Source organism: Desemzia sp. AGC72, assembly GCF_057334175.1.
Genome location: NZ_JBHFIG010000021.1, coordinates 567,927 through 584,868 on the forward strand (window position 1 = coordinate 567,927; position 16,942 = coordinate 584,868).

Consider the following 16,942-nt stretch of genomic DNA (forward strand, 5'->3'; position numbering starts at 1 on the left):
TCCAATCTTCCGACTTGATAATGATACCATCTTTTTATATTAGATTCCAGTATTTTTTTCTTCTTTGTAAAGTTTTTTTACTTTACATAACCAAATCGTCAACTTTTACTACAAATGTCTCGTAAGGGCTTAAGACTATTTCATTCAAATTATACGACTCTTTTTTTCCATTGCTGATGATTGGTTTCAAACTTGTTGTTTCTTGGGTTAAACTAACTTGATTTACAGTCTCGCTGAAATTCGCAACAATCAACCACTTCTCTTCTCCATAACTTCTAGTATACACAAAAAGCTCAGGATGATCTGGAAGTAGTAGTTCATATTTGCCGTAAACGATCAAAGGGTGTTCTTTTCGCAGTTGTATCAACTTTTGATAACAGTAAAAAATCGATTGATCATCGTTCAACGCACTTTCTACATTGATAGCAGCGTAATTTGGATTCACAGCTAACCATGATTCACCAGTTGTAAAACCCGCTTCTGCTGAACAGTCCCATTGCATAGGTGTTCTAGCATTGTCTCTCCCCTTAGCATTGATCGATTCGAAAATTTCTTTTTCTGAGTAGCCTTCTTCGATACGTTCTCGATACATATTCAGGGTTTCTACGTCATCTGCTTGAGAAATATCCGTTATCACGCTATTCGTCATCCCGATTTCTTCCCCTTGATAAATATAAGGAGTTCCTTTCATCATATGCAGTAAAATCGCAAACATCTTCGCGCTTTCTACTCTAAATTCTTGATCATTTCCCCATCTGGAAACAATCCTCGGTTGATCATGATTGTTCCAGAATAAACTATTCCAGCCTTCTTCTTGAAGTTCATATTGCCATCTCGATAAGACTTCTTTCAATTCAATAAGAGATAAAGGTTTCAGATCCCATTTAGATTTATTTGGCTGCTGGTCTAAATTGACATGTTCAAATTGAAAAACCATAGATAATTCTTGACGGTCTTCTCCTGAAAACAGTTTAGCGTCTTCTACAGTAGCAGAATTAGTCTCTCCTACTGTCATTACGTCGTAATTTCCAAAAGTATTTTGATTCATCTCTTGCAAGTAGTCGTGGACACGCGGTCCGTTAGCTGTGATTCCTTCATCTGGTACTTTGCCGATCAATTCAATTACATCCATCCTAAACCCGCCGATACCTTTTTCCAGCCAAAAATTCATCATATTATATATTTCATGACGCATTTCTTTGTTGTCCCAGTTTAAATCAGGTTGTCGTTTACTAAATAAGTGCAAGAAATATTGTTCAGTCTCATTATCATACTCCCAAGCTGACCCGCCAAAAACTGATCCTAGATCATTTGGCACTTCTCCATCGACTGGGTCTCTCCATACGTAATAATCTCGATACTCGTTATCCGTTGATTTTTTAGCTTCAACAAACCACTTGTGTTCATCAGATGTATGATTGACTACCAAATCCATCACTAATGAAATATTTCTTTTTTTGGCTTCAACAATCAACTTATCCATATCCTGCATAGTTCCGAATTCTGCCATGATGCCATAATAATCGCTGATATCGTACCCATTATCATCGTTTGGCGATTGATAGACGGGACTAAGCCAAATAACATTGATGCCTAACTTTTGTAAATAATCTAAGCGTTGGATGATGCCTTTGATATCGCCAATTCCGTCTCCATTACTATCTTGAAAACTTCTAGGATAAACTTGATAAACCACTGCATTTTGCCACCATTTTTTATTCATAATAATCTCCTCACAACTCTTTGATAAGGCTTTCAATAATAGTTTAGCATACCTGTTCCCACTTCTGTTAGTAAATATTTTCGTCTTGCAGTTTACGATTAAAGACTGGAGTTAAATATTAAGTTTTATTTACACGATAGGTTTTACGCCAAGATTGTGGTAAACTTTTTTGTGGAAGTAAATTATAAAGAGGTGAAATAAATGGATTTATGGATTATCGTTATTGCTTTACTTGTCATTGCAGTTGCTTTAATGATCTGGTCGTTTTATAAGCAAGATAATGGTGAAAAAGTACAAGAAGAATTCGAAGAGCTTTCTTTACAATGGTTGCAAGAAATCAATCATTTGAAAAAAAGAGTGTTGTCGCTTGAATCAGAGTTAAATATTCAATCTGAGGAATTGCCTCTATCTGACAAAGTTCATGATGTTTTGAGAAAACACGTAGTCACTTTGTATACTCAAGGCATTGCGATAGAGGAAATATCTAGTCAAACACGCTTGTCAGAAAAAACAATTAAAGCAGTCATTGATGACTATGTTTTAGAAGCCTAATAAAAAGGAGGTACATAACTTGAGTAAACCAGCATTACGTTACTTAGCTTTAGGTTTCTTAGTCTCTGCGATCATATTGGCCGGTTATCGCTCGTTTTTATATGAACCGCAAGTTGCGGATTCGAGTGAATCAAAAACTGCTCCATTGACCCAAGATGAGTTGAGTTATAAAGAAAAGTACGAAACCTTACTGGCAGAAACAGAGTTGGCTGAATTAGAAAGCGGCTATGTTGATGAAAGTGAAAGTACGGAAAACACAGAACCTGCTGAATCCGATGAAGCTGCTCAAGAAAGCAGTGAAAGCAAAGAAGAAAGTGAAGAAGTCGTGACTGCAACAGTGATCATTAAAGAAGGCGATCCAAGCAGTACTGCAGCTCGCCAACTTCAAGAGCAAGGCATTATTGAAGATTCTGCAGAATTTGATAAATTTTTAGAATCAAATAACTTGTCTAATTTAGTCCGTCCAGGTAATTTCACAGTCAACAGCGGCATGTCATTCCAAGAAATTGCTGACATTCTGTTAAGTGAAAGCTGATTTGTTTCTATTATCCAAAAAAGCGTCCAGCTCATATAAAGAGCTGGACGCTTTTTTATTGTTATTCACTGTCATTGGAAGAATCTTCTGATTCATCTTCAGCATCTTCTGGTGCAGTGTCTTTAAATTCGCCTACTTTGAAATAAGCATCTAGTGCTTTTCTTGCTACAATAGTGTTTTCATAGTTTGTATTGTTCAATGGTAAATAAGGAACAACCACGGAGATGGCAATTTCTGGATTGTCATAAGGCGCATAGGCAACGAACGTTTTGGTTATAACACTGTCCCCTTTATAACTTGTTTCTGCTGTTCCAGTTTTCCCAGCAGCTTCATATTCTGCACCTACAAACCGAGAACGAGCTGATCCATTAGCTCCATGAATTACTTGATAGAATCCTTGCTGTACTCTTTCCAATGCTTTTTTTTCAACATTGATAGTGTTTAAGATTTCAGGCTCCAATTGAGTCCTGATTGCACCTAAATTACCATCTTCTCCTGTTGACCAAATTTCATCGACTAATCTTAGGGCAATTCGATTCCCTCCATTAGCGATCGTTGAGACGTATTGCAATAATTGAATAGGTGTATACGTATCATATTGGCCGAAACCATAGAACATTGCTGAACCTCCGTCAGGGTTCGGTCCTACATATCCAGTAGCTTCACCTGGCAAATCAATACCTGTTTCAACTCCTAGACCAAACTGATTAAAATAGCCTCTTAGTTTAGCTAAAACTTGATCAACATTAATCGTTACTTTTTTTCCATTGGCAACGTTATTTTGTCCACCCATACGCAATACTAATTTCGCCATATAAACGTTGGAAGAAACTTCTAAGGCTTTGATATCGTTTACTGCCACACTTCCACTACGGTTAAATACTGAACTGATTGTTTGAGATCCGCTCAATCTAAGCGGAGCATCAACTATGACATTATCATCGTATGTCAGTGCTCCGTCCATATAACCAGCTAAAACCGTAGCACCCTTGACAGCAGACCCCATCTCAAAAGCTCGATTGATATTATGAAGGGCAGCGTCTTCGATTTTACCTGTTTCAGGGTTATACTCTTTTCCTGCAAGCGCTAGTATCTCACCGGTTTGTGGATCTGCAGCTGTTATATAAATGCTGTTGTTATGTCCTTGACGTTTCCCTAATGCCTCAATAGCAATTTTCTCCAAAGTCTCTTGATAATCCATATCAATAGACAAGACCAAGTTGTCGCCTTTTTTACCAGCGTATTGTTCAATCGTTTCAATGATATCTCCGCTGTTGTTGGTTTGCGTTTCAGATTTTGATTTTGAACCGCTAAGAACAGGTTCATATTCTTTTTCTAACTGACTGTTTCCAACACGATCATTTCTTGCATATCCTTTAGCCAAATAAGTGGACAACTGACTCTCTGGAACACCTTTATCCTCTGAGCTGACTTCTCCTAAAATACTCTTCAACATACCTTCTTGAGGGTAGTTTCTGATCCAATCTGTCCCAGTATCTACACCAGGCAGCGCATGAAGATTCTCGCTGACTAAAGCTATTTCCTTGTCCGTTACACCGTCGTTTTTAATGTTTATCGTTGTTAACGCATAAGCTCCATTCATTTTCTTGAATATAGCTGCAGCTTCTTTTTCTACATCGGACAACCCTGCAATATCTTCATCGGTCACTTTAGAAATTTGCGTTTGATAAAACTCAGGTCCGGTTTGTTCTTTTTCTTTGTCTGTTAATCGTTTATTTAATTTTTCTTCATTCAATACTAACCAGAAATCTTGCAGATCACGCGGCGTAATATCAAATTCTCTTTCGTCTCCTACTCTCACTTTATGAGGCATATCGATAAAAGACGCTAGATCAACAGCTATTTTAGCCATGTCTTCTGAAGCGACACCTTGTCCACGAGTGTAAGTAATCGTTTGAACAGCTGTATTCCCTACCAATTTGCGATGGTTAGCATCATAGATTTCTCCACGAGGTACGTTTCCTGTCGCCAAAGTTGTTTCAGTACGAGCTACTTCTGCTTCAAATTCTTCACCACTAACGATTTGCAAATAACCAAGTCTCAATATCAGCATCGCGAAACAAGCAAATACACCAGCAAATAAGATATTCAGCCTTAAAGGAATGTGCGACTTACTCTTTGATTGTTTCTTTTGATTCGATTTCAAATAAACACCTTCCTATCACATAGAACTCCGTATATTGTAACAGATTATTCCATCTATAACCATAAACAGAAGAAAGTTTTAAATTTTCAACACATTTACTATGCGGTTCTTTTAAAATTTTTTAGCTTAATGGATTATTTCTCTTCTTAGAGTATGCTATTCTAGGAGTAAGCAATTTTTATGAGGTGATCACTAATGAAAAACCGACTTGGCTTGCTTATTCAAAAGCAATGGCCATTATTTCTAGCATTTTTAGTTCCTTTTATGATCATGTCTATTCTTCATGCTATTAAAGGCGTTTATCCTTTTGGGAATGAGACACTGTTAACGATCGATTTGGGACAGCAATATGTTGATTTTTTCGCTTATTACCGTAAAACGCTGCTTGAAGACCCAAGCGGGTTGTTTTATTCTTTTTCCAAAGCTATCGGAGGAGACTTGCTGGGCTTGTGGGCGTACTATCTAGCCAGCCCGTTGAACTTGATTTTTCTGCTTTTTCCTCACCAGCAAGTTTCTTTAGCTGTAACCGTACTGACAATGCTGAAGTATGGTTTAGCAGGATGGAGCTTTGCTTATTTGCTCAAAAAAGAATTTGATGGGGACGGCTTTACTATAGTAGCTTTTTCTACTAGTTACGCATTGATGGGTTATACTATCGTCAATCAGTTCAACATTATGTGGCTGGATGGGATGATTTTCCTCCCTCTCATCATACTGGGTCTGGAACGTTTGATAAAAGAACAAAAAGGACTCCTATACTCTATTTGTTTGGCACTTTCGTTATTCGCTAATTATTACATAGGGTACATGATTTGTTTCTTTTTGGTTTGCTATTTTATGTTTCGATTGATCAGTTTTGATTACTCTATTTTCAAAGAAAAAAAAGACAAATCAACCACCGTAATCAAAACCAGTTTTCTGTTTATTTGGCATTCTTTATTAGCAGGCGGTTTATCAGCTGTCTTGCTTTTACCTACATTACATTCTTTAATGGTCGGAAAAGCGAGCTACACCAAGCTGGATCTAAAATGGGAAGCAGACTACCCTTTTCCTGAGATCGTCTCAAAGTTTTTTGTAGGAGCTTTTAATTTTGATCAAATGCCTTCCGGATACCCTAATCTGTTTATCGGCAGTTTGGCATTATTGTGTTTTTCTTTTTATTTCTTTAACCGTTTAATTCCTTTAAAAGAAAGGTTAACAGCTCTTTTCGTAACGGGTTTCTTTGTTTTTTCAATGAATATCAGTGCGATGAATAAAATCTGGCATGCCATGCAGTACCCTAATTGGTATCCTTATCGATTTTCATTCGTTGTCTCTTTTTTCTTGTTATTGTTGGGCTACCGAAGCTTTACTAAACTAAAAGGAGTCAGTCCCTTAACGACTTTTCTGACTATGATCATTGCTACAGGTGTCGGAATATATGTGTACAATAAAGACTTTGATTTCCTTACTCCTATCCAAATCATTATTACGCTGCTGTTTATTTTCTTGATTCTTTTATTGCTGATATTAAAGCCTCAGCAATATAAATGGATGGGTTTGGTCCTGTTCCTTGTCACGAGTATCGAAATGACCGTAAATGCAGGCATTTCTTTATCAAGACTAAGCTATGTTGATCAAGACTCTTTTTCTGTTTACCAACAAGGCCAACAACAAATGTCTGACTGGTTCAAACAATACGACGATGGTTTTTATCGCATGGAAAAAACTTTTGTCCGAACTAAAAATGACAGCTTCCAAGCAGATTTCAATGGCATCACTCACTTCAGTTCAACGTTTGAAAGCACAGTACCGGAATTGTTTGGCCGTCTAGGTAATCCGGTTGGAGGAGGATTTTTAACATATTCAAATGGTACTCTTTTAACGGATGCACTGTTTGGAGTTAAATATTATGCAAGTGAACAAAACGACTTGTACTGGTCTGATCAAGAAGATATATCTGTTTTAGTAGAAGAAACTTCTCAGCCCTTAAAACAAAATCATTTTAGATATGATACGTTTGAATCAGCTTTTCCGTTTCTGGCTAAAACTTCAACCAACACAGATAAATATCAATTTACATTGAAGCAGACAAAACCAGATTTAAAAGACTATCAAAAAATTGCAGCAACTGATCAAATCCTATTGTATAAAAATCCATACGCTTTACCAATTGCTTTTGGTAGTTCAGACAACATCTCTTCACTTTATCTGCAACGAAAGCGTCCTATTGAAATGCAAGAAAATATACTGAACGCCTTAGTAGGAAAAGGGAAAACGACGACATACTTTTTTCCAGAGGAATTTACGAGCACTATTTATCAGAATTTGCTGCTGTCTGAATCAAGTTTCGAACCTATCGTTACCGTTGAAGAACACGATAAAAAAGCCTCCGTTAAATTTCAATTCATACCAGAGACAAATGATGCTTATTATTTAACAATGGGGTCAGCAATTGGTGAAGATGAGGTTAAACTATCTTTGAATGGTGAGCCTTATGCTTTTTATGACAGTTCAGACGAAACATTGGTCTACAATATCGCAAATAATGATTATGGAAAAACAATGACATTTGAATTGGAGTTGATAGAAGATTCTGTGTCTTTAGAAGATATTCAATTGTATCGTCTAGACACTGCTGCTTTCACGGAATCGATCACTACTCTCCAGTCTGGCGGAATGAAAGTTGAACAATACGGAAATACCCATATTGAAGGTGTCGTGACGATCCAAGAAAATCAAAACTTTTTAATGACTTCAATTCCTTACAGTAAAGGTTGGTCAGTGTCGGTAGACGGCACACCTGTTCAAACAAAAAAAGTGGTGGATAGTTTATTAGGCATCCCGATACAATCAGGAACTCATCGAGTGGTCTTTACTTACCGTACTCCTTACCTTTTTGAAGGGCTTATTGTTACAATGATCTCTATTGCACTATTAGGAATTACTTTTTATATCCAAAAAAAGAACCTGTTTAAATCAACCCAATAAAAAAGACAAGAAACTGAAAAGTCAGTTTCTTGTCTTTTTGCTTTATTATTTAGCAGCGTCGTAACGTTTGCCTGCTTCTTCCCAGTTTACAACATTCCAGAATGCTTCAAGGTATGCTGGACGTTTGTTTTGGTAGTTTAGGTAGTATGCATGTTCCCATACATCCACTCCAATAATCGGTGTTTTACCTTCTGTTAATGGAGAATCTTGGTTTGCAGTTGAAGTAACTTCAAGTTTGCCGTTGTTTAATACTAACCAACCCCAACCAGATCCGAATTGACCAACAGCTGCTGCTGATAGTTCTTCTTTGAATTTGTCAAAGCTTCCAAAAGTTTCTTCGATAGCTTCTTTTAGAGCGCCAGCAGGCTCTCCGCCACCATTTGGAGACAAGATTTCCCAGAAGAAAGTATGGTTGGCATGTCCGCCACCATTGTTACGAATCACTGTACGAACATCTTCAGGAACAGCTTGTAGATCAGCTACTAATTCCTCGATTGTTTTTTCAGCTAATTCAGGGTGCTTCTCAAGTGCACCGTTTGTTTTTTCTACATAAGTTGCATGATGCTTGTCGTGATGTAATTTCATTGTTGCTTCATCAATATGTGGTTCTAAAGCATCGTATGCATAAGGTAATTCTGGTAATTCAAAAGCCATTGTGTCATTCCTCCATATAGTAAAATATTTTGCTTACTAATAATAATTTAACATTTTTTATAACCGATTACAATTCAAAGTGATGATTGTGTGAATATAGTTGTCACATTTCGCCTCAAAAGCACCCTATATAGGTGTTCACATAAAAAATAATCTCTTCCCGTTTAGAATCCTTATTTTCCTACTTTTATCTAGTTGAGTTTACTTTTATAACAGTTTACAATTAACGAGTACTGTAAGAATTATCTAAGGAGGAATAGTTATCTCATTATCTCAATTATTTAAGGCATCATTGTCTCGCCCAGAGCAATTGATCGAAGCAAGACATGTCAAAACCAGAAAGATGATTTTCTACATTTTATTTTTATCTTGTATTATTACGTTGCCAGTTTGGATCGAAACCAACCGAACTTTAAACGAATTCATTCAAGATGGACAAGAAATTGCAGAGAATATTCCAGCTTTTAAAATAGAAAACGACGAGCTTGTTCCTCAAGATCAAAATGGAAGTTTTATTTATCAAACAGATTCGATTATTTTCGCATTTGACCCAAACGGGAAAATCACTCCTTCTGACATGGACAGACGAGTTTTTAATGATACGATAGGCTTTTCTTTATTGGAAAAAAATCTCTACTTATCCATTCCTTTTTATCCGATGGAAATACCCTATACCCAATTGAATGGTCTTAGTGATGTTGCAGTGAAAGAGGTTATTTCAGACATGCAAGACACTAATCCTTTGATATTATTACTGACTTTTGTCATCCTGTGGATCAGTTCGATCATATTGATCGTTATTTACAACTTTTTGTATACGGTTTTTGGTAATTTAGTAGCTGCTATTGCGAAGAAGCCTATCCGATTCAAGGAAACGTGGAGAATCGTTTTGTTCGCTTCAACTCTGCCGACAATTCTTTTTGCACTGTTAAATGCATTTGATATTCAACCGTTATTTCAAATTGAGATTCAATTGATCATCACTGTATTCTTTTATTATAAAGCAATAAAATCTCTTTCACATTAGTCTTACCTATATGAAAAAAGCGCAGAACCTTCTAAATGGGTATCTGCGCTTTTTTTGCCTAGGGTTATAAGGTTCCCCTATAGAATCAACGTTTCATCTGCTTTTTTTATTTTTCTCAGCAAATTCTTTGAATAATATCTATATATTTGTTACAATCAAAAGTAAGCAAGTGTTTGCTTGCTTTTAGGAAAGACCTCGATAAAGCAATGTACTGCTTTAAAAGACTATCCTAAATTAGTTACTCTTTTGCAACTTCATTCCAAGTCTAATGGTTACACATCAACCAATATTTAGACAATGGAGTTTATTAGATGATCTTTTTTACAGGAACTGAATAAGTAATTTTACAACTTTCGCTCATTACCTTTAGTGTGGATGATTTCTCATCCATTATCCTTGAATGTATACTACTTTTAACAATCCTTTCTTAATTTATCCAATTAATTTCTTGAGACTAATTGGACCCTTCAGATAGAAATTCAGCATCTTTATTTTATGATAACAACAATGAATATCATAAACAATCTGATATTGGCGGAACCCATCAGATTCAAATAATTCCATTTGCCGATTGTATGGGTATATAATTATTATTGCTAATAGAACTGATTGAATAACCTACTGTGTAAAAAACAGTAAACTGTTCGTTCATAGGATTGATAAAATAATCGTTCTCATTATGGTAATTCGTCCCCTCTCTTTTACTGCTTATTTTAATTATTTTTCCTGCAGATAAATCAGTAACCTTATTCCTTAGTCTTTTGGAGTAGTACGAACACTATACAAAAAAGGAGAAATGTTATGGATTTTAGAACTGAAAAGTTAGATACTATCTTGAATCAATTTGACAGCAACACAGAAAAAGGGTTGACCCCTGAAAAAGTGGATGAGCACAAAGAAAAATATGGTCTCAACCAATTCGATGAAGAAGAAAGCGAATCTTTATTTTCAAAGATTCTTCATCAATTAAAAGACGTTACGGTTATTATCTTGATTTTAGCCGGTATAATATCCACTTATATTGCGATTACTGAACACCCCGATGATTTCTCCGAACCAATCGTTATCTTCTCTATCGTAATCTTGAATGTTGTTTTGGCTATCCGGCAAGAAGGAAAAGCTGAAAAAGCTTTGGCTTCCTTGCAAGGCTTATCAGCTCCACAAGCCAAGGTCATGCGAAATGGTCAGGAAGAAGTTGTTCCTGCAGCTGATTTAGTTCCTGGAGATATCTTGCTGATCGAGTCTGGTGACCTTGTCCCGGCTGATGCTCGTATTCTCAACAGCAGCGATCTTCAAGTAGAAGAATCTGCTTTGACTGGAGAAAGTGTTCCTGTAGATAAAGACGAAAATGCTGAAATCGAACCTGACAGTCCTATAGGAGACGTATTCAACACAGTGTTCTCAGGTACATTAGTCACGAACGGTCGAGCTCAAGCAGTAGTAGTTGCGACCGGTATGGATACAGAAATGGGTGAAGTCGCAGGCTTATTGAATCGTACGACTTCTGGGAAAACTCCGTTGCAGAAACGAATGGATCACTTAGGTAAACAAATTAGTTTATTAGCTCTGATTGCTGGTGCGATTATTTTCACTTTGAGCTTCTTCCAAGGAGAAGCATTCATTAACAGTTTGATGACTGCTGTGTCTCTTGCTGTTGCTGCAGTTCCTGAAACATTACCTGTAATTGTTACGATTTCATTAGCATACGGTGTTCAAAACATGGTGGAACGAAATGCGATCATCCGAACGATTCCTTCAGTAGAAACATTAGGTAGCGCTTCTGTTATTGCTTCGGATAAGACTGGTACATTGACACAAAATAAAATGACGATTCAAAAATTATGGGCTTACCCTAATAAACCGATTGATGCAGAAAGGGATCTTGGTGAAGATGAAAAGTGGGTACTCAAAATGATGAGTTTAGCTTCTAACGCTGCGATTGAAGACCGAGATGGCGAAGAAGTCATTAGCGGTGACCCTACTGAAACAGCGATTATTCGCTTGTTGCAAGAAAAAGGTCTGCCTAAACCCGAATTAGACCAAACGTATCCTCGTATTCATGAGATTCCTTTTGATTCGGAACGGAAACTAATGACGACTGTTCATAAACTGGATGATGGTTATATTTCTATTACTAAAGGTGCTTTTGACCGCCTGCCTATCAAAACTTCTACTACGGATGAAGTAGGTAAAGAAGCTAGAACGATTCATGATTCATTTGCTAATGATGCTTTACGTGTTTTAGCTGTAGGATATAAAAAATACGATGAACTGCCTGATGATCTAACACCTGACGAACTGGAAAGCGACATTGTTTTTGCCGGAATCGTAGGGATGATCGATCCTCCTAGAAAAGAAAGTATTCAAGCTGTTAAAGAAGCTAAGTCAGCTGGTATCAAAACGATTATGATTACTGGAGATCATGCAGCAACTGCTTCTGCTATCGCTGACCAAATTGGTATCTTTGAAGAAGGCGACAAAGCCATCACAGGAAATGAGTTAAGCAAACTTTCAGATGAAGAATTGAAGAAAAACGTTCGCAACTACTCGGTTTATGCTCGTGTGTCTCCAGAAGATAAAATTCGTATCGTTGAAGCATGGCAATCCCATGGAGAAGTTGTAGCTATGACCGGGGACGGTGTTAATGATGCTCCAGCTTTGAAAGCTGCTGATGTGGGTACAGCTATGGGAATTGCAGGTACCGAAGTGGCGAAAAGTGCTTCTGATATGATTCTAACGGATGACAAATTCGATACGATCGTTCACGCAGTTGAAGAAGGACGCCGTGTTTATGAGAATATCAAAAAAACTGTTTACTTCTTGTTATCATGTAACATTTCTGAAATTTTAATCATGCTGATTGCTGTTATTATGGGATGGGGACTACCAGTTATTGCAATTCAATTGTTGTTCATCAACGTTGTAGCTGATGGTATTCCAGGTTTTGCTCTTAGTAGAGAATCTGCCGATCCAGAGATTATGAAAAACGATCCGATTGGTAAAGGCGAAAGTATTTTTGCAAAGGGCGGATATAGAAACATCGCTGTTGCTGCTTTGACCTTCACGATTACTACCTTGATTGGTTTCTATATTGGCTCGTTTGTTGATATTGATTCTGCTGTCGTTGCAAGCCATGAAGTCGGACAAACAATGGCATTCATGATTCTTGGGTGGTCATCTGTACTGCATATTTTCAATGCTCGAACCAAAGAATCTATTTTCAAATCTGGTATAACATCCAATAAGAGTTTATTCTGGTTAGCTCTCTTGTCAATAGCTCTATTAACAGTAGTAGCTTTAGTCCCTGCTTTAGCTGGTATCTTTAGTTTAGTTGAACTCAGCATGACTCATTGGATGATTGCTATTGTTCTATCTGTAGCGATTCTTGTAGTCGTTGAGATTCAAAAATTTATTTTACACAAAATGAATAAATCATTCTAAAATAACTGAGTATATAAAACAAGGCCTTGAGAATTTTCTCAAGGTCTTTTCATATCCTATAAAAAGAGCTTTTCAAAAGATCTCTCTTCTGAAAAGCTCTTCTTTTATTTATCAAAGAGAATCAAAAAAGCCTGATCAGCTTTTTTTAGCATTCTCTCCACGATTTTTATCGATCCGACGTTTTCTCTGGTTGTTCTTTTTGATTTCACGACTGATCTTTTTCTTATATCCTGGTTTGACATTTTTCTTTTTCTTTTTCACATAACCGCGCAAAGAAGGACTCAACGTGTCTTTTGCTGTATCTGTTCTCTTCTCACGGCGTTGACGGTCATACGTTTCTTTGATCTCGCCTTTTGAAATTGTCTTCGGTTCAAATTTAACCCCGATTTTTTCAATATCATTTACAAAGTTCTCTTCACTTGGAGCATACAGTGTGATGGCGATTCCTTTCATGTGGTTTCTTCCTGTTCTGCCCACTCGGTGAACAAAGAATTCTACGTCATTAGGAATTTCAGCATTGATTACATGAGATACTCCTTCGATGTCTATTCCTCGAGAAGCTAAATCTGTTGCTACAACGTATTGATACTCCAGATTTTGGATTTGTCTCATTACTCGTTTACGCTCACGTGGTGGAATATCTCCATGAATAGTAGCCACTTTCAACCCTCTAGATTTCAAGCCATCTGCGATTTCTTCTACTCTTGCTTTTGTATTTGCAAAAACAATTGCCAAATAAGGCTGTCCAATGGTTAACAATTGATAGATGATATCAATACGTTCTCTACCTTTAGTTGAAATCAGCCAGTTCTCAATTGAAGGTGAAATAACATCTTTTGGAGCAATCTGCTCGAATAAAGGATTTTCCATATACTTTTTCAAGAATGGTTTCAATGTTTCTGGTATCGTTGCAGAGAAAACAAGCATTTGCAACTTGTCCGGCATTTTTCCAGCTATCTTATCAACGTCTTCCAAGAATCCCATATCCAATGTCATATCTGCTTCATCCACTACAAAATACTTCGCTGTATGAACCAATAGTCCATTAGCATTTACCAAGTCTAAGATTCGTCCTGGAGTACCTATAGCAATATGCGGTTGCGTGTTGGTTAATTTGTTCAATTGGCGTTTTTTATCAGTTCCACCGACAAAGTTCTGAACAATCACTGCGGGGTCAGATTTTTCAGCTAGTTGTACAGCAGCTTGATACAATTGTTCAGCTAATTCGCGACTAGGTGCAGTAACTACAACTTGTACTTCATTACGAGTTACATCGATTTTATTCATTAACGGCAGCAAAAAGGTATGCGTTTTTCCAGAACCTGTTTGTGATTGTCCGATAACACTTCTGCCTTTTTGAATAGCCGGAATCAAACTCTCTTGAACCTCAGTTGGTTCCTTGAATCCTAATTCTTCGATTGCTTCTATCAAAAATGGTTGTAAATTAAATTTTTCAAATGGATGTCCCATTGTATCGCCTCTTTCTTTCCTTACTATCTTTCAGTTCCCATAGTAAAGTTGATGCTTTATTTTAGTATTCATTAGACTTGCCTACTTCACAAATTTACCACATTCATTCGTTTATATAGAATAACGTATATTCACAGTTCTATGACTTTGCATCTTGAATAGTATAACACAGAATACCTCTTTTTCTAAATAAGAATTCTATCTGATAGTGTTTTTATTTCATCTATCAGTAGCGCTTCTTCAAGCTCATAAACAGATAAACCCCTGAAATGATCACTAACACAACGTAAATCAGTATAAAAACCTCTAACAACAGCTGTTCTGACAAGATATATGCCACTGCTGTCCACATAAGCGTAATCACCCCTGTAGTTACCAAAAAGCTGCTGACAAGGGATATGATTCCTTCCGCATCTCGTTTTTTAATCACTGGAACCATCAGTTTTTGAAATTGCTCTTTTTTAAACAGCATGCCATCTGTAATAAAGACTATACTGACTAGAGCAAAAACCAAATACAGTATTTCCATTTCTTTCACCCCATTGATTGTTGATTTCTATTAAAGTATACGCGAAAAACACCTCTATTTAAAAGGAATACCTCATTTCTTTTGTTAATAGTCGCATTCCGAACAAATCTATAAATAATAAAGAAACAAGTCAAAAAATACCATCTGTCTTAGGATTTATTGTCAGCCTATGGTAAAATAAATATGTTATCACTTTTTAGAGAGCACTCAGTTCCTCTATCTGCACAAATCAAAGAAATATTTCGATTTCAAATAGAATGATTGATTCTGCTCACAGAAAAAAGTACAATAAATTGAAACAAATCAAATACAAAAAGTAAGTATTTCATTTATAAGGATTACTTGAAAGAGAGGTTTTATTGGAGTGACTAAAGAAAAAAAAGCTCTATTTATCATCTTTGGCGGAACTGGAGACTTGGCGAACCGTAAGCTTTATCCTTCCCTTTATCGCTTATATAAAAACGGCTATTTAAATGAGCATTTCGCGGTTATCGGAACTGCCAGAAGAGAATGGTCTGACGAATATTATCGAGAAGTTGTTGTGAGTAAAGTAAAAGATTTGGCAGACACTAAAGAACAAGCTGAAGAATTTGCCAGTCATTTTTACTATCAATCTCACAATGTGACGGATCTTGAACATTACACAACGCTAAAAAAACTTGCTGAACGTTTAGACAATGAGTATCAATTAGAAGGCAATCGAATGTTTTATTTAGCTATGTCACCTAATTTCTTTGGTATCATTGCTGAAAACATTAAAGAACAACAATTGATCACTACGGACGGTTTCAATCGCCTAATCATTGAAAAGCCGTTTGGTCATGATTACCAAAGTGCTTTAGAGCTGAACACTCATATCCGCTCTTCATTTGAAGAAGATCAAATCTATCGTATTGATCATTATCTCGGAAAAGAAATGGTGCAGAACATCTCGACGGTCCGTTTCGGAAATCAATTGATTGAATCGATGTGGAACAACCAGTATATCAATAATATCCAAGTTACACTTAGTGAATCACTAGGCGTTGAAGAACGTGGGAGTTATTACGACACCAGTGGTGCGTTAAGAGATATGGTCCAAAACCATGTTTTACAAATCGTTGCTTTATTAGCTATGGAGCCTCCTTCTATTATGCATGATAACGAAATTAGACAAGAAAAAATCAAAGCGTTAAGTGCATTGCGTTTATATTCCAAAGACGAAGTCCGTTTGAATTTTGTGCGTGGACAGTACGGACACAGTACTGTCAATGGAGAAACTTTGTTGGGATACCGCGAAGAACAAAATGTTGCAGAAGATTCTCAAACAGAAACTTTTGTAGCTGGAAAACTGTTTATTGATAATTTGAGATGGTCGGGTGTTCCGATATACATTCGAACGGGTAAACGATTAGCTGAAAAAGGAACGCAAATCGATATTGAATTCAAAAATATTCCACATCAATTATTCCAAACAGAAAACGACGAACCTCTTCCACCAAATGTATTGTCTATTTTCATTTCTCCTAATGAAGGTTTTTCTTTACAGCTGAATGCTAAGAAAATTGGACCTGGAGTGAAAGCTGAGCCAATCAAATTAACCAGCACTCGTTCTGCTGAAGAAACAGCAAACAGTCCAGAAGCTTATGAAAAGCTTATTTTAGATTGTTTGAATGGCGATGCGACAAATTTTACGCACTGGGATGAAGTAGCCAGCTCATGGGAATTTGTGGATCGAATCAGAGAAGCTTGGGACGAAACCACTATGGAATTCCCTAATTACCCAAGTGGTTCTATGGGCCCTATAGAAAGCATGCACTTGCTGAAAAAAGATGGATTTCAATGGCATTGGTCACCAGTAAGAACCATTGCAGATGAAATGACTGAGAAATAAT

At 36.8% G+C, this 16,942-nt stretch carries 11 protein-coding genes; 6 read left to right on the forward strand and 5 right to left on the reverse strand.

Translation table 11 applies throughout. From position 1 onward, the window contains the following. Positions 1 to 82: 82 nt before the first annotated feature. On the reverse strand, positions 83 to 1,723 hold the full coding sequence (locus tag ACE025_RS11825) for a glycoside hydrolase family 13 protein (RefSeq protein WP_485940015.1): 1,641 nt from the start codon (positions 1,721 to 1,723) through the stop codon (positions 83 to 85). A gap of 201 nt (positions 1,724 to 1,924) precedes the next feature. Between ACE025_RS11825 and ACE025_RS11830 the strand changes: the two genes are divergently transcribed. Together ACE025_RS11830 and ACE025_RS11835 are read left to right on the forward strand one after the other, a co-directional pair. Next, a complete protein-coding gene (locus tag ACE025_RS11830; RefSeq protein WP_485940017.1) occupies positions 1,925 to 2,275 on the forward strand; it encodes a FeoB-associated Cys-rich membrane protein in 351 nt (116 codons plus the stop codon). 19 nt (positions 2,276 to 2,294) lie between these two features. Further along, positions 2,295 to 2,810, forward strand: a complete 516-nt coding sequence (locus ACE025_RS11835; protein WP_485940019.1) for a hypothetical protein — start codon at positions 2,295 to 2,297, stop codon at positions 2,808 to 2,810. 61 nt (positions 2,811 to 2,871) lie between these two features. Here ACE025_RS11835 and ACE025_RS11840 read toward each other — a convergent pair whose 3' ends face one another. Continuing rightward, positions 2,872 to 4,977, reverse strand: a complete 2,106-nt coding sequence (locus tag ACE025_RS11840; RefSeq protein ID WP_485940020.1) for a peptidoglycan D,D-transpeptidase FtsI family protein — start codon at positions 4,975 to 4,977, stop codon at positions 2,872 to 2,874. A gap of 195 nt (positions 4,978 to 5,172) precedes the next feature. Here ACE025_RS11840 and ACE025_RS11845 point away from each other — a divergent pair, with 195 nt between their 5' ends. After that, complete coding sequence (locus tag ACE025_RS11845) at positions 5,173 to 7,947, forward strand: YfhO family protein (RefSeq protein WP_485940022.1); 2,775 nt, start codon at positions 5,173 to 5,175, stop codon at positions 7,945 to 7,947. 45 nt (positions 7,948 to 7,992) lie between these two features. Here ACE025_RS11845 and ACE025_RS11850 read toward each other — a convergent pair whose 3' ends face one another. Further along, positions 7,993 to 8,601, reverse strand: coding sequence for a superoxide dismutase (locus ACE025_RS11850; RefSeq protein ID WP_485940023.1), 609 nt, complete (start codon positions 8,599 to 8,601; stop codon positions 7,993 to 7,995). 262 nt (positions 8,602 to 8,863) lie between these two features. Here ACE025_RS11850 and ACE025_RS11855 point away from each other — a divergent pair, with 262 nt between their 5' ends. Then, positions 8,864 to 9,628 carry a DUF1189 domain-containing protein gene (locus tag ACE025_RS11855; RefSeq protein ID WP_485940109.1) on the forward strand — a complete coding sequence of 255 codons (765 nt, stop codon included), beginning with the start codon at positions 8,864 to 8,866 and terminating at the stop codon, positions 9,626 to 9,628. An 801-nt stretch (positions 9,629 to 10,429) separates the two neighbouring features. Next, positions 10,430 to 13,069, forward strand: coding sequence for a cation-translocating P-type ATPase (locus tag ACE025_RS11860; RefSeq protein ID WP_485940025.1), 2,640 nt, complete (start codon positions 10,430 to 10,432; stop codon positions 13,067 to 13,069). Between the two features lie 135 nt (positions 13,070 to 13,204). Here the strand turns inward: ACE025_RS11860 and ACE025_RS11865 are convergent, their stop codons facing one another. Both ACE025_RS11865 and ACE025_RS11870 read right to left on the reverse strand, forming a co-directional pair. Beyond that, on the reverse strand, positions 13,205 to 14,539 hold the full coding sequence (locus ACE025_RS11865) for a DEAD/DEAH box helicase (protein WP_485940027.1): 1,335 nt from the start codon (positions 14,537 to 14,539) through the stop codon (positions 13,205 to 13,207). Between the two features lie 226 nt (positions 14,540 to 14,765). Then, positions 14,766 to 15,068, reverse strand: a complete 303-nt coding sequence (locus tag ACE025_RS11870; RefSeq protein WP_485940029.1) for a hypothetical protein — start codon at positions 15,066 to 15,068, stop codon at positions 14,766 to 14,768. A 364-nt stretch (positions 15,069 to 15,432) separates the two neighbouring features. On the opposite strand from ACE025_RS11870, the gene zwf reads away from it, so the two are divergent. After that, entirely contained in the window at positions 15,433 to 16,941 is a 1,509-nt protein-coding gene (gene zwf, locus ACE025_RS11875) for a glucose-6-phosphate dehydrogenase (protein WP_485940031.1), read from the forward strand. Position 16,942: the final 1 nt, after the last annotated feature.